Below are 20,151 nucleotides of genomic sequence, written 5' to 3' on the forward strand. Positions count from 1 at the left end.
AAAGCCATTAATGGCTTTGACGTTAAAGATGAGCTACTCAATATTCTGACGACAGATGACCAAGGCAAGAGTGTAAACGCGTTTACTCAGGCTACGATCCAAGCGCATTCGACGGTGCTTTCATCAGCGGGCACGTTTAATCGTTTTGGAAACCTAGAAGCAACTGACGTGCGTGTGGCCGCAGGTGGTTCGGTGACCTACACAATGTCTGCAATGGTTTCTGATGAGGCAGCAGGAACGATTGATAACTTCGCGACGGCGATTTCTGGGCTGTTGGATTCGGTGGACTCAAATACAGAATCCATTCAACGAGGCCTATATGAACACGACATTACGGTATCAGTTGATAAGACTCACTACCAACTGAATGATGAGCTGACCTATACCATCAAGGTATCGAATACCGGTGACACTGTTATTAAAGCGATTGACGTTCAAGATGCTATTGCTGACATAAAGGCGCTGAATATCGAAGGTGCACTTGAACCGGCTTTTACTGCCAACGTGAATTCGGCTTCTGCTGAAGGGGACGAAAGTGACGCCGGGACATTTAGCTCATCGGGGAATTTAGTTGTCAGTGATGCCTCGATAGATATCGGCGGATCGATTACTTACACCATCGAAGCTACTGTTGCCGACAATTTAGTCGGCGATATTGTTAATGGTGATGTGACAGCTGAAACTCGTGATGCTTTGGTTTCTGCTGATGTGCTAACCACGCCGCCCACTGCGCCAAACGTCTCTCTTATCCATACCTTAAACCAATCAGACAGTTACTTGGTTGATGACAAGTTTTCTTACACGGTCAAGGTAACCAACCAAGAAGACTCCGGGATTGCTTATCACTATTCTGTTCAGCAGCTTTTGGAAGATCTTAAGACCGACTTAGGTAACGACATAGGGACCGACAAGAACGCTGATGACACAACTGGCAACCCGTATGAGTCTTGGACCAACCAAGTTATTACTCTTGGTCCCAACAGCCGCTCTGAATTAGCGGATAGTGGCGTTGAATCTAATAAATCGTTGGATGATGTCGTCTCAATTTATCCAGGTGAGCAAATCCTTTACTCAGTGGAGGTTGATGTAAGTCCAGTTTCCATTGGTGTCATTCCTGAAGTTGTTGCTCGGATAGTGGATGCAGATGGCACGGCAGATTCTGGTGACTTGTTAACAAATCCTTTAGACACTAAAGAAGTCATCCACTCTTCATCGAGCCAAATTACTCGTAACAAGAAAACGACTGACACTACGTATGTGCCAGGAGTATCTGGTCAGAATGAAGTGGTTTACGACATTGTTGTTTCGAACAAGGATTCTGAGTTCTTCGCAAACGATATTGAAGTTGTCGATAAATTTGCTTGTATCGTGACAAAGCAAACGGATGGCAGCCTGGGTTCAGCATTTTCTGAATGGAAATTAGAGGTGAGTGATCGTAGTGGTGACGGCACGAATTATGGTTCGTTTAACTATGGTGCGTGGACGACTGACGACATCAATTTAAAACTCGATCTCGCGCCGGAAGGTGTCGTTCACTACAAATTGACTGCAAGAGTGGCTGACACCAGCGTGGGTCAAATTGTTGATGATGGTCCGGATGCAGGCTTGTGTTTGGGCGATAATCTAAGCGAGTCTGGCTCTGGTGTCCAAATGCCAAACTCGAAATTAAAAGTCCAAAAGGAAGTGGATTCTCGTTACTACTCAGCTGGTGGCACACTAAATTATGACATCACGGTAGAGAACAATGGTGACGGCTACGCGATTGATGTGCCGGTTTATGATGATTTAGTCTCTATCATGACTCAGTCTATTAACGATACGCCGATTAAAGCGTATTTGAGCTGGGTGATTACTGCGAAATCTTACGCTTCTGATGGGTCTATCTCGACAAACAGTGAACCTGGCTTTACTGGTCAAATTGAAGGCAATCAAAATAATAAAGTGATCTTAGATGAGAAGGCTAAGTTAGCCCCTCACGATAAGATTATTTATAGCATTGCGGCGGTTGTAAACCCAATTGCCGATGATGAGATTCGAAATGAAGTGACGGTCGACAGCGTGCTTTACTCTGATAGAGGAGCTTATCCACGTGATTATTACCTCACTCTAGACAAGCGTGTAGATGGGCATAATGAACAAAATGCCTATACCGACACGACGACCGAAATCACCTATACGATTAAGGTGAGCAACCCAAAAGGGAATGGTTTTGCATCTAATATTAACGTTAAAGATGAAATCAGCACGATAGAGGCTGAGCTTCTTCATGAGCCGGGTGAAACCAAACCGGTATTTTCATCTTGGACGATCAGCGCTCAAAAAGAGGCGGCATCTCCTTGGGTGCTCGCCGTAACCGATCCCGGTGACTTTTCGGATAATAATGACCTTAATGCTACGGCACAAATCCCTCCCGGCGCTTCTATCACCTACACCATTGTTGGACAGCTTGACCGAAGTGATGACACTGAAATCCTATGGGGATCGTTCAGCAATACAGCCAAGGTAACGGGTCCAGATACTAACCTATCGGATACTGTTCGTACTCACCCAAGTGAGCCAAATCTTGTGGTTGATAAAACCGCTCAAAGCGCAGATTTTGTGGGCGGCGAGCGAACGTCGTTTGATATCTACGTCTACAACCGAGGCGTTGGTTACGCTAATGATGCACAGGTAAAAGATAGTATTTCAGCGCTTAACTTTTTTGATAGCTGGACGATTGTCGGAACAACCAATACAGACAAACCGGGATCGCGTTACGGTGATATCTCTGACAATGCTGATATTGATACTAACGTAGATATCACTCCTGGTGGCTGGGTGCACTATGAGGTAAGTGGTGTGGTTAGGTCTGATTATGAAGAAGACCAAGTATCAAACCGTGTTGATGTTTATGACCCGATCACAGACCGTGAGCACAGCTCTTCTACACAAATAGATAACTCGAACAGCGCCTATGACATCAACGTTTCACTGGCCAAAACGACGGACGTAGTTCGTTACACACCGGGTGAAGATCTCACTTATACCATTGTTATTGGCAACAATAGTGATACCGAAGAAACCGATCTTATTTTTATGGATCGACTGAACGATATCACCACAACATTGGCTAACGATAAAGATGGTGAAGCCGAAGATTCTCTCGCTCAAAATCCGTTTGAGTATTGGTCGGTTGATACTGGTTCGGGATTTGGCTCGCCAACGACCAAAGATGTCGAATTACCGATTTCTATTCCTGCTAAAGACTTCGTGACAGTGCGTATCAAAGCGCGAGTTAAAGATAATGCGGTGTCCAGTGGTGTTGCTGATAGAGACGCTGGAATCATCCGCAATGAAGCGGTGCTGATCCACAGCAGTGATGTTGGATGTACCAATGACTGTGAGTATGCGAAACGTGCAGTGGCTGAAAACCACCAAGTTCACAACAGTGGTGGCGTGGTTCGCTCAACCAATATTAATCGATACTCACCGGGTGATGAGCTGACTTATACCATCAAGTACAACTCCCAGGATGGCCATGGCTACCGCAATAATGTTGACGTCAATGAACTGATTAATGGTATCTCGGTTGAACTTCAAGACGGTACGTTTGGTAATCCGTTCTTCGATGATGCGGCGGGTACGAATAAGTTTACGGTTGCCGTTGCGAAGAGCGACCCTGCAAATGCGGGAACAACTGATGGCACAAACGACGGTGATGTTAAGAACGATACTGATATCGTGACGTCCATTGATATCGACGCAGGGGAAGACGTGACTTACACCGTTACGGGTATCGTTAGACCTGATGCAACGGGTGATATTCACTACCGAGATACCGTAGTGCTGCCCGATGATTACCACTTGGATTTTGATAAAACAACCGATGAAGTGGTTTATGAACCAGGTAAAACGGTGACTTATCATTTAGTGGTTGAGAACGATGGTAAAGGTAACGCTCACGACATCCCAATCGTCGACAACCTAAAAGACATCACCGTTGATCTCGTTGATGGCTCGACCGGGCCTGCGTATTCAAGCTGGACCATTACATCCATTGCTTCTGGTACCGATTCCGATTACGTAGATGCTGGTGCGGGCGCGGGTAATGTCTATACCTCAAAGGACAGTAATCTCAATCTTCAAGCGGATATTCCGATGGGAGCGACACTTGAGTATCGAGTGGTTGCGACCATCAACGACAAAGCGAATGGCGGAATCGTGAATGTGTTGACTGTCGATGGCGATACGATTTCTCACAACATCCAACAAGAAGCGCGCAAAGTCGATTTTGAGAAGAACATCCTCGCTTACTACGATGCTGATGATAACCCAATGCCAGGGGCGACAAGTTATATGCCTGGGGGATATGTTGAGTACGAAATCTTAATCGAGAACGTTTCTAGCGCTCACGTTGATGATATGAGCTTACGTGACGACATCGACCAAATTAACACACAGTACTTTGATGGTTCTCGTGGCCCAGCCTTTGATAGTTGGACAATTGAAACCTTCTCAGACGGTTCTGGAATCTCAAACCCTGATGTCGATAACTCGATTCGAGATAACCAGCCAATTGATACACATTTTGATATCTCGGCGGATAACTTTGGTCGCTCAGGATCACTCGCGTTCGTACGTTATGTCATTAAAGCCAAGATTAGTCCTAAAGCCGTCGGCTCGTTTACTAACAGAGCTTACATGGGCGAAGACAACGGAAATGAATTTATTGCCGTTTCTCCGCCAGCGTCAATGTCAGAACCCGAAATTGCATTCAGCAAGCAAGTGTTCTCCGATTCTGGCCTATCGAGTAAGAAAGAACATTACTCCCAAGCGCCTGGTGAAAGTGAGGTTTACTACCGCGTTCAGATTAAAAATACAGGCAACGGCACTGAGTATGGCTCTCGCCTAGAAGATACCATTTCGGCGATTGAGACACGTATTGCAGAAGATGCCTCATCAACAGGTAGTGATCCTGTCGGGCAGCCATTTTTGTCTGGTTGGGAAGTGGACCTAGAGAAAACTGCAGCGGCTGGCTCTATTACGGATGCGGTTGACTTTGTTTCCGGCAACGATGTCGATATTGATAACGACATTGTTATCGCACCTCAAGAAAGCCTGACTTTTATCATTCATGGTGTCATCCGCGAGGATGCATTAGGTGAAATCCTCAACACAGCGAGTTACGACGGCGGTGTTCGAAGTGCGAATCTACTACCGCTTGAAAACAAGATTAGTGTTTCTAAACGTGTGGTATCGGTGAATGGTAAAGCGTTCTCTGATGGCGACACTTACCTGCCAGGAGACCAAGTCGAGTATGAATTTGTCGTGGCTAACCCAGAAAATGGTTGGGCTAATGATGTGCATATCAAAGATGTGATGAGCAACGTTCAAGTCGAAGTTATTGGCGGGGACGTAGAATCGGCGTTTGTTTCGAGCGAAATATCTCATGAAGTAAGCAATGGTATTGATGCTAACGCTGATACTTATGTTCCGGACTACAACGCAAACCACAATCTAAACATCGAAGCAGATATCGCCGCAGGTGAAGTGCTGACGTTTAAAGCAACCGGCGTGATACGTGATGACGCATTGGGCACCATCAGTGCTAACCGAGTAACGGCAGACGGCGAATCTGCTACATCTGAAAAGATCCCGCCACGAGCGGTTGAGCTCGATTACTTCAAAACCTTAGTTTATACCGATGGTGAATCTGTTGGCTGTACCGTGCCTTCGAGTGATGGAAAGGGCTGTAACTACGCGCCGCGTGGAGACGTCGAGTATCAAGTAACGCTTGCTAATACGGGTGACAGTATCGCCAATGATGTGAGTGTTATTGATGCCATTCATGCCATTAAAACGGAAGATGGTGATGATGCATTCTCTGAGTGGTCTACTGCGATTGCGGAGGAACCAGCGGGTTCATATGACGTACAGGGTGATTACAACGGAAGTGTCCCGCTAGATGCGACGGTCGACCTTCGTCCTAGTGAGCGTATAGTTTTTGATGTGAAAGGTAAGGTCTCAACATCAGCAACTGGCACTATCACCAATACGGCGCAGGTTAATGGCGATGACACTAACGACATTGTCTTGAACCCAGGTCGCTCCAACATTCTCGTTGATAAGTGGACCGACACACCAGAGTACATACCGGGCGGCACGATTAATTACTACATCGATATTACCAATGATGATGTAGACACTGGCTTGTTCTCAATCCGTGACATGATCAGTGGCTTTGAAGTCGAAACTGTCGATGGTTCGATGCAAACGGCACTCACACAGTGGATGGTTGATTATGAGGTTCTTGCTAACTCTGCTCCTCTAGATCCAAATGTGAATGACTTCTCAGAGCTAGATAAATTAGTAGGGCAAAACAGCCCAGATATTAATCTGCCAGCCGAATCTCTCAAGATTTCAGGGCGTGATGACACAGGCACTGGTGGCGGTGATCAGCATACGCTTGTCCGTATTCATATCGAAGGAAAGGTTCGTGATGACGCAATAGGTCGTTTTACCAATACCGCTTATTTGCGACATGGTTTAGACGACTCAAAGATGATTCGTCTAAGAGAGGGGTACATTACTCCAAAATCGGGTAACTTGGTGCTAACCAAAGAAGCGACTCCGATAGCTGAACCTGATGCTAAGTACCAACCGGGCCAACCTATCTCGTACAAGATCACCGTTGCGAATACAGGGGAAGGCTATCTTGTGGATCAGATCCTGACGGATCGCATCGATACCATCATGACAGAAGTCGCGAATAGCCCAGATCAAGAGCAAGCACTGACTGGCAGCTGGATCATCAGTGATGAACAACTTGATGGAAGTGGCGACCCAGCACTGAACGCTCGTAAAGATGTGTCCAATACTGTTCAAGGTTACCGCGCGACTTACAGCATTCACCCTGGTGACAGCTACTCATTTGTTGTGACAAATACCGTAAACGACAAAGCCAAAGGTGAGATCACCAATGTGGTTACAGTTGAAGGTGATGATGGTGAATACACCTCAGACGCGACTTCCATTCCTGAAGATGCGCAAATCGAAATTACAAAAGAGGTTGATAAGGCGGAGTACCTTCCGGGAGAAACTCTGCAATATACAGTGACCGTGACAAACAACGGATTAGGCTGGGCAGAAGATGTTGCCATTGAGGATGCGCTGCAGTCTGTTGAAACCACAATTGCTGGTGGTGAGATGTTGCAAGCCTTTGAGCCTGCTTCAATCCAAATCTCGGCAGCCTCAGCAACGGGTGAGACGCCAGTGCCCGCTCCAACGAGTGGCGAAGATCTTAACGAAACGTTAGATATTGCTCCTCAAGACAGCGTTGTATTCACGATTCAGGCGACAACCAACGCACTTGCAACGGGTGATATCACGAACTTGGCATCAGCCTCCTTCGACGGCATGACTTTTGACGACACTGCGACGAGTACACCTGTACTAGCAACGCTTTCTATCGAAAAAACAGTCGATACGCCTACATATGAAGTGACAAAGTTAAGCCATTACGAAATTACGGTGACCAACAGTTCAGATGCTTTTGCCTCTGGTGTTCAGCTGCAAGACATTATCAGCGGTATTGAAGTCGACACGACGACTGAGACAAAAGAGTCTGCATTCCTAATGTGGGAAGTCAGCTTTGAAGCGAGTGATGACCGCACAGTGGTGAACCCAGAGAACTTTGAGTTGAGCGAAGACATCGACGCCAACATGGATATCGCGCCACAAAGCACCGTGACGTTCCATGTTGAAGCATTGATTCGTACAACTGCTGTTGGTGATATTAGTAATACGGCGACCATCACTTATAACGGTACTCAACAAGATTCTACGGTAGTAATGACACCGAAAGATTCTGAGTTTGTTGCCACTAAAACCAATGTGCAGACGGAATATGTACCGGGTGGGGAATTAGAGTTCCTGATCACTATTCAGAATACCTCAAACAACAACATCAATGATCTCAGTGTTGTCGACGACATGAGTACGATTGAAGTTGAGTATTACGACGATACAACAGGCCCAGCCTTTGTTTCTGGCACAACTTCTATGGTAGTGGAATCAACCACAGTAGGGACAACCGCCGAACAAATTAGCCCAACAGAATACAGTGTTGATATCGCGCCACACGGTACGGTCGTTTTCCGTTCAAAAGGTACAGTGGTTGATACGGCAACGGGACGTATCGTCAACACCGCACAAGTGGATGATGGTGATGTGGTCAGCCCTCCAGTTCATACTGTCGCGGCTGTTGTTCAAGCAGAGCTCTTTACCGACGCACCTTATTACGTCCCCGGCGAGCAGGTTGAGTATCACTTAGTGGTGCAAAACATTGGTCGTGGTATCGCGAAAGATGTCGCGCTCTATACCCAGTTTGCTGAATCAATGGGAGACCATATTGATGGCTCACACAGTAATTCCTTTGATGAAGGAACGCTTAGTGCGACATGGGAAGGAGCAGAGACGCAACCGGGTACCTTTGACGTTGATAGAGATTTGGCTACGGTCGTTGACATCGCACCGGGTGGCAAGATTGATTACACCTTCATCTTGACGGTTAACGAAGACATGCTGACCAACATCGATGTTTTTGGCTATTACCTCGATTTAACAGGTAGTTCAACGGCACATACTCGTTCGAAAAACACCAAGGAATCTGATGCATCTAAACAGATAACGGGTAATCAAGTCTCAGCTTTGAATCTACCTCCAGTCGGTGCTGACCTGGTTGTTGAAAAGCGTTCTGATAAACCTGAATACACCGAAGATGATGACAGTGTTATTTACCACTTAGCGGTCACTAATAACGGATTGGGTAATGCTGCGAACGTTCGTCTAACGGATGAAATCAGTGAATTGAAGAACAGCGCTGGCAACGAAGTGTTTACCGACTGGACCATTGAAGGGGTAGAAGTTGATGAAACGGGCGCAGTGATTCAGCGTCATAGCTTCCCATCAAGTACAGACTTAGATACGACCGTTAACCTTAAGTCTCAAAAGCGTAACGCCTTCGCATTTGAAGTGGTGGGTACGCTAGGCAAAGGCTTGGATGATGACATCACCAACACCTTCACCGCGACGGAATTGGACGGTACCGAAACCAGCGACAGCGTCACTAATCACATTAAGAAAATTCCAGATAACTCTGGCGTACTTGAGCTAACGAAATCTGCGTTACAATACACGGCGCAAGTCGGCGATGCGGTTGAATACGAGATCATCGTTGAAAACAACAATGAATCGTACTTCAAGAACGTGACTGTAGAGGACCGTTACCCAGGTGGCCTGAAATACATCGTGGATACTTCAGAAATCGTGTTGAGTGGTATTGATGGTGAGTTTGGTACACAAGATGACCAAGTGATCACTCAAGAGCCGTCAGACACTGGCAAGCTCATGTTCACCTCGTTGAATTTTGAACCGGGCGAGAAGCTGCGCATTCGTTACTTATTGCGAGTATCGGTCGGTGCCACTTTTGGTGATTACATCAACACAGCTGTCGCGAAAGTGGATGGCTCGGTGGTATCCAATGAAGACACTGCCAAAGTGGCGGTTGAACCTGACAAGGTATTCGATACTTCTTCGATCATCGGCAAGGTGTTTGAAGATCACAACAAAGATGGATTCCAAGCCGATGCCACAGCCTTTGATGTGGAGTTAACCGCGAACTTAGCAACACAAGGCTATATCGCCGATTCAACACATATCATTCGGGATGGACAAGATATTGCTGTTAAAGATGGCGCAATAACCACAGCGCTTGAGCAAGGTTTGGAGCTGGGTGAGCTTTGGGGGCACTCAGTAAATCGAACGCTGCCAGAAACCAGCAAAGTGGTGATTCAATTCAAGACTCGCACCCAGCAGAGCTTTGATTTCTATGTCACGACCGATGCGGGATCCCGTATCGAGTTTGATGCGCAAGGTCAGATTCAATTTAAGCATGAATCGGATAAGAAAAAGGGACTGAGCGCGGAAAACCTCAATGTAACCAGAAACCTGTATCGCGATGGCGAGGATTACCTGTGGGAAATCGTTATCGAGAACAAAGGCATTTACGAAGATGGTATTCCGGGCGTTAAGTTGATGACGGTTGAGGGAATCGTTATTTACACAGACCAGTACGGTCGTTACCACGTGCCCGACCAATGGGTACTCAATAAGAAAGGTAAGAACTTCCTCGTGAAGTTGGACACTGACTCGCTATCCACCTCTATGGAAGTGGTGAGCGAAAACCCGAAAGTGTTGCGAATTACCCCGAACAAGCTCACCAAGTTCAACTTTAGCGTGCATCGCAAAGCTCAAGAAAGTGAACAGCAGTAGGCCATTGGAACCGTATCTGGAAATTGTATGAAAGTATTTAGTAAGTCCCGTGTAGCCACGTGTGTGTTGGCTGCGATCCCTGCAATGGCACTGGCCAAAGACACAGGTAAGCTTGAAAAGCTTGGTTCTGAGACAACGGGCATTGAAATTACCAAGCCGAACCAAGCGCAAGACAGCTCACGTATTTACCTTGAACAAGGCGCTATTTGGGCAAGCCGCGACATCACTCGTTTTGACCCCGTATTGGATGTTAGCGTCAGCGATGATTTAGAAGTGGAACAAGGCACATTGCGTGACAGCGTCGGTTTCACCATTACCACCAACTATGGTTACTACATCAAAAAGTACCAGTTAGAGGTGTACCGTGTGGGCGATTTTGGTTTATCTGAGCCAATCGCTGTGCTTGATGGCGATAAATTGGCAAACGACTCAGACATTAATTGGGATGGTCAAACCGATGTCGACTACCAGTTTGAGGTCGGTGAGCAACTGATGTTCCGTCTAAAAGCGTGGGACAAAGATGGCAACATGGACGTGACCACGGTTGGTGTAACTGATTTGGTGAAACCTGACTCTGAAGTGGATATCGACCGTAACGATAACGACGATGAAGAGAGTAAAGACAAAAGCTACGGTCAAGCCAAGTTAATGCGTCATAACATCCCGACCAATGCTGGTTTAGCTAAGTTCATTGGTACCGGTTTGAAAGGCGTTGATAAGGTCATCATCGGTGAAGATGAATTTGACGTCGAAGATGGCAACTTATACGCAGAACAGTATCTACCGACAGACTCTTACATTTTCCCAACTAAGGTTGTATTTGATAACGGCGATGAGCGTCGTTATAAGCTATACGTCCGTATTCCAGATACGTACTACGCTCAAACGGGTTTGGCTGATCTCTATGTTGGGAAGAACAACGTTTCTGGTAATAACAGTGCGCTGAGCGTCGATGACCAATATCAAGATGACATCTATAACCAAGGGCGTTTGGCGTACTTTGGTCAGGGCAAATTTGGCGACAAGCTTCGTGTGACCACTCACTTTGATACTCGAGAAAGTGAGATAAAGGATATGTTCAAACATCCATTCGCATCAGACGACTCGGATGTGTTCGATATCCTCGAAGACGACGATGAGCTGTATTATGGCAACTATGGCGATAGCTCAAACATTGAAAAAGTAGTCAACACCAAGGGTAAGGTTTACCTCAATGTTGAGTACGACAAATCGCAATACTTGTGGGGTAACTACAACACAGGATTAACCGGCACTGAGAATAACGATTACAACCGTAGCCTCTATGGTTTTAAAGCCGATTACCGTACTCGCGATACCACGCAATATGGTGAAGACCGCTTGAACGTGGTCGGCTTTACGGCAGAAGCTGACTCCTTGTATGCACACGATGAGTTCTTAGGTACAGGCGGCTCTCTGTATTTCCTTCGCCACGGTGAAGCGGTACCAGGAAGTGACAAGGTTTACGTAAAAGTAAAAGATGAATCTGGCCTAGTACAAAACGAAATTCCACTTGAGCCGGGTGTCGACTATGACTTCGACCCGTATCAAGGTCGCATCATCCTGACTAAACCTCTTGATAATATCTTATCCGGTAGTTTTGGCAGTGTTATCGAAAATGGTGACGACTATGAAAACTATCTGGTTGTTGATTATGAATACGTCCTACAAGGATCTGATTCACTCGATGCCATGTCGTATGGTGGACGAGCAAAAGGTTGGGTTAACGATCATATCGGTGTAGGTGTCACTTACGCAACGCAAGAAAAAGATAACCAAGATTACGAGTCTTACGGCACCGATTTAACATTGCGTGCGACAGAGGGGACTTACATTAAGGCTGAGTTCGCGCGCAGTGAAGGTACGCAAACTGAATCTAACTTCGTCTCTACAGACGGTGGTTTAACCTTCACACCTATCGGCGATACCCTAGAAGATCGTGAGGGTGACAGCGTTCAAATTACCGCAGTGACGAGCCTCTATGACCTTGCACCAACTATCTTTGGTGCAGTGGGTAATGACTTAAGGCTTTGGTATCGAGACAAAGATGCAGGATACAGCTACGCGAGCAGCAGCGATGACCTAGAGCAAGAAGCCTATGGCGCTGAACTTCGTTTGCAAGCGACCGATCGTTTAGCGGTACTTTCCCGTTTTTCAACTAACGAAGAGCGTGATGTTGACGGTAATCTTGAAACAGATACAGAAACGATTGAGATCGAAACTCAAGTAAAAATCACTCAGCACATCAAGGTTTCAGCGGCCGGGCAACAAACCGAAGAGCTTAACCAAAACGATGAGCAAAGTGATGCGACCTTAGCCGGCGTGAGATTGGAGTACATGTGGGACAGCGATAACAGCGTCTACGTCAAAGGCCAAACCACAGTCGCGCAGTCGGTTGACTATGACGAGAACGATAGCGCATCGATTGGTGCGGAATTCCAAGTACTGGAAGATCTGTCATTGGGTGGTGAATACACCGATGGAGACCGCGGCCAAGTTGCTGAAGCGACCGTGACTTACGATGTGTCGGATGACCACTCTACGTACCTTACTTATGTTGACGATAACTACGAAGGCCAAAATAACGTGATTGTCGGGCAACGAGCAGACCTCACTAGCAGTGTCGATTTCTACCAAGAGAACCAATTCGTCGATGAAAACGATGGCCATGGTCGAATTGATTCCTATGGCTTTGGTTACGACGTGACGGAAGATGTCGAGATGGGTATAGGTTATCAACTGGGTGAAATCGAAGACGACCAGAACATCACAACAGAGCGTGAGTCTATCAGTTTCAATGCCTCGATAGATCTAGATGACATCACCCTAAACCACAAATTCGAATACCGAGTGGATAAGAGTGAAGACGACCCAGAAATCGCACAACGTGAGCTACAACAAATCGTGACGACTAACCGTTACACGCACCAATTAACGGAAGAGTACACGCTTTTTGGTAAGTACAACTACTCAATCACAGAGAGTGAAACCACCGGCGAAACCATGGCGCAATTTACCGAAGCGACAGGCGGTCTAGCGTATCGTCCGATCTATAACGATCGATTGAACCTACTTAGCCGTTACACCTACATTGCGGACTTCGATCAACTGGATCGCGATGTGGATTATCAAGATGAAACCAGCCAAATCATTGAGGTGGAAGCGATCTACTCAATTGATCAGCATTGGGATGTCGGGACTAAGTATGCGCACAAAGATAAAAAACAAGCTTTTGAACGTGCTTCTGGCGCGAATGAGATCGTTAAAAGCGACATCGATTTATACGCGCTTAGTGCTTCTTACCGTGTGATGAAAGAGTGGGATGTGACGGGTGAGTATCACTGGAAAACAGACACACTCAATGATGAGTTAGAGCACGGCGCGTTGGTCTCTGTGAATAAGCACATTGGTGAGAACCTAAAAATGGGCATTGGCTATAACTTCTCTGCGTTTGATAGCGACTTAACCAACGATGATGATTACGACGCATCAGGCGTGTTCATTAACTTAGTCGGTAAGATTTAAGCCAGCCCAAAGAGGGTGAGAGTAGAGACTTAAAAATTGAAAACAAAAAGTAAGATGAAAATAACAATTGGTCTAGTCAGCAGTGTACTGAGTGCTTTATTGCTTGCAGGCTGTGCAACCGACACCTATGTGAGTCAGGAAAATCGCGATAAGTTTGCAGGCTTAGACGTGTCTAAGTTTTTGATTAGCGAATGTTTAGCACCTGAACGTGAAGTGCACATTGCGATTGCAGAGCACTTTGCTTTTGATAAGTACAAGCTACGTGACCTCGACAAGATCAACCTAGATAGCTTCGTTCAAGAGATCAGAGGCTTAAAAGGGCGTATCACGATTGTCGGGCACACCGATTACAAAGGTTCTCAGGAATACAATGAGCGCCTTTCACAGCGACGCGCTAAGTCAGTGGCGGATTATCTTCAGACGCATTTGGATCCTAAGAATTACGATTGGGAAGTAAAGCATCTTGGTGAAACTCAGCCTCTGTTGTTGGGTAAAACCGATAAAGACCGAGCGGAGAACCGCCGTGCGTTTATCGTGTTTGAAGAAGCGCAGAAGTACGAGGAGATGCCTTTCTGTGAGCCTCCAAAACCTGAGCGTAAGGTGTACATGGCGATCACACCACACTTTGATTTTGATAAGTCAGTGCTAAAACCAGAGGACTTAACTCAGTTAGATGACTTTGCATCTCAATTGAGTGGCTTACAAGGCAACATCATGGTGGCAGGGCATACTGACCAAGCCGGTTCGGTCTCTTACAACGAGAAGTTAGCGGAGCGCCGCGCAGAAAGCGTGGTGAAGTACCTCAAAACCAAACTCGACCCTAAACAGTTTATCTGGGAAGTGAAGTCATTTGGCAAATTGCAGCCAGCGATAAACGAGCGTTCAGATAAAGCCGATGCGTTGAACCGCCGAGCGTTTATCGTGTTTAAAGAATCGGATATTACGGCTGAACAACAAACACTGTCGGGTAGTGAGCAAGAGTTTCTTCGTAGTGAAAGCGAACAGAAGCTTGGTAGTGATTAAAAGCTAGCCTTTCAAATGACGATAAAAAGCCCCATGTGTTGGGGCTTTTTGATGCGTGCCATTTGGACAAAAAGGAGCGCTAATCTATTCAGATGGCAAATTCTGCTTCAACTCGAGAAGCATTTGATAGGCACTTTCTCCAGACATCTCATATGGATTGAATTGGTTGGATGTCGAAAACTGTAAATTCACCAATTCGGTCAAACTTGATTGAGGAATATCTCCCATAGACCAATCTCCAAATTGCCTACAGTCGATTTCTTTGAAATACAGGATCATCACCTTTTTATGGCGCTTGTCATTTAGGATGTGGTTGTAAGTATGGTTTACGGCGCTTCTCGATCCTTCGATGCATTGGAGGAAATATTTGTCGTTGTGGCTAAGAAGACCTGTTAAATGGCTTTGTTTATTGCGGTCGTGCGAGATCTGGAGAATATCGTTCAAAGCCTCAGCGTCACAACTTTCACAAAGTGTACTGACATAAATTAACCGGGTTAGGAACATAGCTATCACTTGGATTATTTGTTCGAAGGTACTAACAAATATAAGCCAAGCTCGTAGGATTGCTAATTATTGATTGTTTTGTCATTTGCTTTGTTTTTTGGGGAGGGGGTCAACAAGCAGACGAGAGGCGAGTTCAGGTTTGTGCTTTATTGTGGGTAAGACTTGGTTACCATCTTCAATAGTCGAACATCTTTGCCTGCTTGTTATTGAATTACGCGCTTGTTCTTATTCCTTGGTTTGACACTGAAATTGACTCAACATTAGAAGATGCGTCGAATCTAACATTGACCAAAACGGTTTCGCGTTCAAAGGTCACATCATCAAAATCTGTCGCGGCGATTTTAAACCCATTTTTCGCAAATAAGCTTGTTACGACCGTGCGTTGTTTCTGTTCCATAGCGTGCGTTAGTAGTTCGTCCATCGTCATCTCCATTAAGCAACAGTGTGTATAAAGTAACCATACAGCTCTGCTAGTATGAGATCAATTGCTTAATTAATAGCTTGCACTGATATGAGTAGATGAATGATTGAACCATTCAAATTGCTGATACCTGCGTGCTTCTATTTGGATGAATTCTATGTCAGTGAGCACTTTATGTGATGTGGCTTCAGCAAACTCTAAGCAGACTACTCTCTTGTTCAAAATGAATTGAAATAACTGGTTACAAAGTACAGATGAAGCATGTTGGTTAATGGAAGCATTCATTATGAGTAGCGGAAAGAATCAATTGATGAATACCTTCCGCACGGTGCAAACAGCAACTAGAGTTCAAATTTATTAATTCATATTTTGAATGTTTTGTTGGTGTTGTTATAAATGTTATTAATTTCATATCCTTGCTTTTTATATTCTCTTGATTTATAAATTAAGCGTTCACCGATAACTTCATGATTATATTAGTTTTTACTAACCTTTAATAACATGGAGAAAGGCGATGAATAAGAACCAAACACGCAATAGGTTAGCGAATTTATTGAGGCTGCGTAGACCATACAAAGCATCTGACTTTCTAGTGAGCTCTGATGAACTTCGAGTGAAGAAGGATGTTTACAGCTTACGTAAAATCAAACAGCTAGAAATCCGACAGCTGGGCATCAAAGAAAACGCAATCAATGTCATTTCATTGGCCTTGATGCTATCTGCAGCAACTTGGGCGTTCGTACCTCAGTTTGGGTTACCTATGCTCGCTCTGACCCTTATTTTGGCTTTTGTTTCGTGGCGAAAATACGAGCTTCGTGCAGAGTTTAAAGGGTCAGACGAAACTGGTGATCACTGGGTATCTGTAGCTCGAGGCTGTACTCGTGAAGAGTTTAAGATCTTAAAGAGTGTCGAAGTGAATTTGCGAGAACAAGTTGTAAGCTAACTGCGACCCCGTAGTTAGCATGGTTCACCCCTAAACAAGGCTCGTCATCATTGGCGAGCTTTTTACTTTTGGAAAGGCAAGACTTATTAAAAACGATATGAAGCAAATGCCAGTAGCCTTGGGTGTCATCTTTCTTGGTTTCAGTCTTTACACTAATGCTGACATTATTGAGTTCCCTGGTTGTGTTGAAGGTGAAGTGTTGAACACCGAGGTTCATCTTTACATTGACGAGTCTATGTTGTTGGAATACTCGAAGGCGTTTATCGCCAGTAAAGTTGCCACATGGGAAAATTACTCCAACCTAGTTTTGAAAAACTCATGTATTCCTATGAGGAGAAAGGTAACCCAAATTACTTATACATCTGCTATCGATAGCCTTTGGTTTCAAAATGTGAGTGCGGCAGAGAGGCTACTCAAATTATCGATGGAAGATCCAATTGAAGAAATCACAGAGGACGGTCGTCCTGTTTTTACAGGTGTTGTGTTTTCAAATTATCATTCTGCTTTCAAGTCTCGATATTGTGGTGTCGCATCTAAGGCCTCTCGTTTTTTCTCTTTGGCTATAAATTGCCCAGACTCGACAATGGAACATGAAATTGGTCATTTGAGCGGCGCTAACCATGACTATAAAACGGTGTTAAAAGGTTACGCGAGTATCGAACATTTTATCGCTGGCAGGTACCCGAAAGCGCCTGCATATTCATTCGGTGTTACATGTGCAGAGAGAGGCACTGTGATGTCTTATGAGCGTGATATTATTCCTGTCTACTCTAGTCCTGAAATTAGAGTTAACGGACAGCAATGTGGAGATAACGCGCATCACAATAATGCGAGAGTGCTTAGAGAGTTCGCAAATACTCATTTAAAGCTAATAGACTCCAACAAAAATTAGTCGAGCTAATACCGAGAATCGTCAAACAGTACGATGGCGTTTGAAAACAGGACAAGGAAAGCGAATGGACATAACGATAAGACCAGCAATGCCTAGCGAATTAGCTGCCATTTATGCTTTGGTTATCTCAAACGATGAGTGGACTAAGTTTAATGGGCCTTATTTTTCGTATTCTCATCCTTCATTAGAAAGCTTTGAAGCGCATTCGTTTAAACGGCTGCTCGAGGGCGATGACCTACAGCTAGTGGTTGTCGACGGTGTACCTGTTGGAACCGTGAGTTGCTACTGGGAATGCGAAGAGACACGTTGGCTCGAAGCTGGCGTGGTCATTTATAACTCTGAATATTGGGGGAAGGGGATCGCAGCATTAGCACTTCCGCTCTGGATTACTTACCTCTTCGAAAACAAACAGATTGAGCGTGTGGGGCTAACTACTTGGTCAGGTAACCCGCGCATGATGTCTCTCGCTTTGAAGCTAGGTTTCCAGCAAGAGGCGAGGCTGAGAAAGGTGCGATATTACCAAGGCGAGTATTATGACTCGTTGAAATATGGAGTGCTCCGTAGCGAGTGGCTGGAGAGAGGATAACGACAAATATCTGTTTTTTGTTTGATGATTCCTTATCGATTCAGTGGTAACACCCTGATCTAAAAAGTGAGAGTGAGCGTACTTCTACTCAAATTTTAAAGGATGAGTAGACAATGAAATTATCTAAAGAGAGTGAATCAAGAATTATTGAAATGGCGTGGGAAGACCGAACGCCATTTGAGGCAATAGAACACCAATTTGGTTTAAATGAATCACAGGTGATTCGTTTTATGCGTAGCCATATGAAGCCAGGTAGCTTCAAGTTGTGGCGTGCTCGCGTTGCAGGTCGTGCGACAAAACATGTAAAACTTCGTAGCTCTGAAGTGTCGAGAGGTTATTGTCCAACACAATATAAGCGGCAGTAGGTTTTCTACCAACCATTTACCTCTTTCTATCAGTGGCTATCGATCTAAATAGGGAGATTGAGATTGAATAGTTTGATTGGATTAGCGATAGGCTTTTTGTTTGTGATGCCTATCGCCACCTTATTGCATGAATTGGGTCATGCAATCCCTCAGCTTATTGCGGGTCACAAAGTCGAGGTGGCCCTCGGGAATAGCGAAAAGGCCAAGGTTGTTCAAATTGGCAATCTCACACTGTCAATTTCAAGCTTTTCAATGAATGTTGGCTTTGCCTCAATAACTAAACAGGGCAGTAAATCCTTACAAGCATGGTCTCTAGTTATGGGGCCGCTTACCTCATTACTCCTGTGTCTATCGTTGTATTTTATTAATAGCAATCAACTCCCTTACATTGCTTCTTACGTCATTAATTTTGGTGTCTATTTTTCATTGGCTCAGTTTGTGATGACAGCATTGCCTATCTACTACCCTAGTGCGTTTGGTGCCTATGAAGGGATGCCTAGTGATGGCAGGCAACTACTGGAACTTTATGGCTTAGTAAAGTGTCGAGAGTAGGATCTTAAATTGATTGGTTGAATCTTATGGCTTGGCATTTTTTAGTTCTAAATGTGGACTCTAATGCTGAGTTGAAAGACACTCATCACACCACGTTCAAGCGCATTAACTTTGTGAATCAAGCGACGTAAAACCGTGAATGCGTGCGATATCATTACTAAAGCTTGATTGAATTGAGTAGAGACGAATGGAATATTTATTGGTTCTTCTTCACGTTGCGTTGATTTGGATGCTAGCAGTCGCAACGCCCGGCGCGAATGTACTATTGACGATCAACACAGCGCTGCACTACAACCGAAAGCTAGCAAAATATTCTGCTTTTGGTGTCAGTACGTCCATATTGCTATGGTCACTGTTTGGATGCACTGGCTTGGTTATTTTGTTCTCCCATTTCCCGGCACTATTTAGCGTGATGAAGATCGTTGGTGGCAGTTATTTGTTGTATTTGGGTATGCGCCAGATCCTTTCAACACGAAAAGCCAAACAGCTAGATGAAGGTTTGAATACTAGCGAAGCGATGCTGCCTTCAAGTAGAAAAGTCTTTATGTCTGCGTTCATCACTAGCATCTTAAACCCTAAAACGGGGTTCTTTGTCGTGAGTTTGTTTAGTGTCTCTATGCCTGAAAATATTACTATCCCGATGGCTATCGCCATTATGCTGACTATGTCTGGTATTACCTTATGCTGGCATATGTTTCTGGCGACAGCGTTTTCACATCGAGCTGCGAAAAGTGTTTATGCACGTATCTCAAGTGTCATGGATTATGTAACCGGTGGCTTGTTTATGCTGTTTGGTATTAAAGTCATGGCGTCTTAATGTGTGTTATCTGCTCATATCAATACTGTATCAAAGTGTTTTTCATAGGTTTTAGAGTTCATGATTGAATGTAAGAAGTTTATTTTTGATGTAGATGCAACATTGGTTGATACCCAAGTGGTTATCGACAATATTTGGAAAAAATGGTGCAAGACTGTTGGTGTTCGTTTTGAAACCATGAGTGAGTATATCCA

General features: G+C 45.0%; 11 protein-coding genes and 1 pseudogene. 10 read left to right on the forward strand and 2 right to left on the reverse strand.

The window, feature by feature from the left end; translation table 11 throughout:
* The 3 genes from BCT81_RS12060 to BCT81_RS12070 all read left to right on the forward strand — a co-directional run.
* On the forward strand, positions 1-10,311 hold a 10,311-nt coding region (locus BCT81_RS12060; RefSeq protein WP_102424538.1), incomplete at its 5' end, for a DUF11 domain-containing protein.
* 27 nt (positions 10,312-10,338) lie between these two features.
* On the forward strand, positions 10,339-13,854 hold the full coding sequence (locus BCT81_RS12065) for a hypothetical protein (RefSeq protein WP_102424540.1): 3,516 nt from the start codon (positions 10,339-10,341) through the stop codon (positions 13,852-13,854).
* Positions 13,855-13,908: 54 nt separating this feature from the next.
* Positions 13,909-14,877: an OmpA family protein gene (locus BCT81_RS12070; RefSeq protein WP_102424542.1), complete on the forward strand. Its 969-nt coding sequence runs from the start codon at positions 13,909-13,911 to the stop codon at positions 14,875-14,877.
* 84 nt (positions 14,878-14,961) lie between these two features.
* Here BCT81_RS12070 and BCT81_RS12075 read toward each other — a convergent pair whose 3' ends face one another.
* Positions 14,962-15,381: a BLUF domain-containing protein gene (locus BCT81_RS12075; protein ID WP_102424544.1), complete on the reverse strand. Its 420-nt coding sequence runs from the start codon at positions 15,379-15,381 to the stop codon at positions 14,962-14,964.
* Between the two features lie 211 nt (positions 15,382-15,592).
* Complete coding sequence (locus BCT81_RS12080) at positions 15,593-15,802, reverse strand: hypothetical protein (RefSeq protein ID WP_102424546.1); 210 nt, start codon at positions 15,800-15,802, stop codon at positions 15,593-15,595.
* Between the two features lie 514 nt (positions 15,803-16,316).
* Between BCT81_RS12080 and BCT81_RS12085 the strand changes: the two genes are divergently transcribed.
* The 7 genes and pseudogenes from BCT81_RS12085 to BCT81_RS29990 all read left to right on the forward strand — a co-directional run.
* The gene (locus BCT81_RS12085) at positions 16,317-16,745 is read left to right on the forward strand and encodes a hypothetical protein (RefSeq protein ID WP_102424548.1); all 429 of its coding nucleotides are present in this window, start codon (positions 16,317-16,319) and stop codon (positions 16,743-16,745) included.
* Positions 16,746-16,851: 106 nt separating this feature from the next.
* The gene (locus BCT81_RS12090) at positions 16,852-17,637 is read left to right on the forward strand and encodes a hypothetical protein (RefSeq protein WP_102424555.1); all 786 of its coding nucleotides are present in this window, start codon (positions 16,852-16,854) and stop codon (positions 17,635-17,637) included.
* Positions 17,638-17,701: 64 nt separating this feature from the next.
* Complete coding sequence (locus BCT81_RS12095) at positions 17,702-18,223, forward strand: GNAT family protein (RefSeq protein ID WP_102424549.1); 522 nt, start codon at positions 17,702-17,704, stop codon at positions 18,221-18,223.
* 113 nt (positions 18,224-18,336) lie between these two features.
* Complete coding sequence (locus BCT81_RS12100; protein ID WP_008222468.1) at positions 18,337-18,588, forward strand: TIGR03643 family protein; 252 nt, start codon at positions 18,337-18,339, stop codon at positions 18,586-18,588.
* A gap of 63 nt (positions 18,589-18,651) precedes the next feature.
* Positions 18,652-19,140, forward strand: coding sequence for a hypothetical protein (locus BCT81_RS12105; RefSeq protein WP_102424551.1), 489 nt, complete (start codon positions 18,652-18,654; stop codon positions 19,138-19,140).
* A 187-nt stretch (positions 19,141-19,327) separates the two neighbouring features.
* Positions 19,328-19,957 (forward strand): LysE family transporter, encoded by a 630-nt coding sequence (locus tag BCT81_RS12110; protein WP_102424553.1) that lies wholly within the window; start codon positions 19,328-19,330, stop codon positions 19,955-19,957.
* Positions 19,958-20,017: 60 nt separating this feature from the next.
* A pseudogene (locus tag BCT81_RS29990) lies at positions 20,018-20,151 on the forward strand (haloacid dehalogenase); the annotation flags it as partial.

It is taken from the genome of Vibrio sp. 10N.261.52.A1 (assembly GCF_002876325.1).
Lineage (GTDB): Bacteria > Pseudomonadota > Gammaproteobacteria > Enterobacterales > Vibrionaceae > Vibrio > Vibrio chagasii.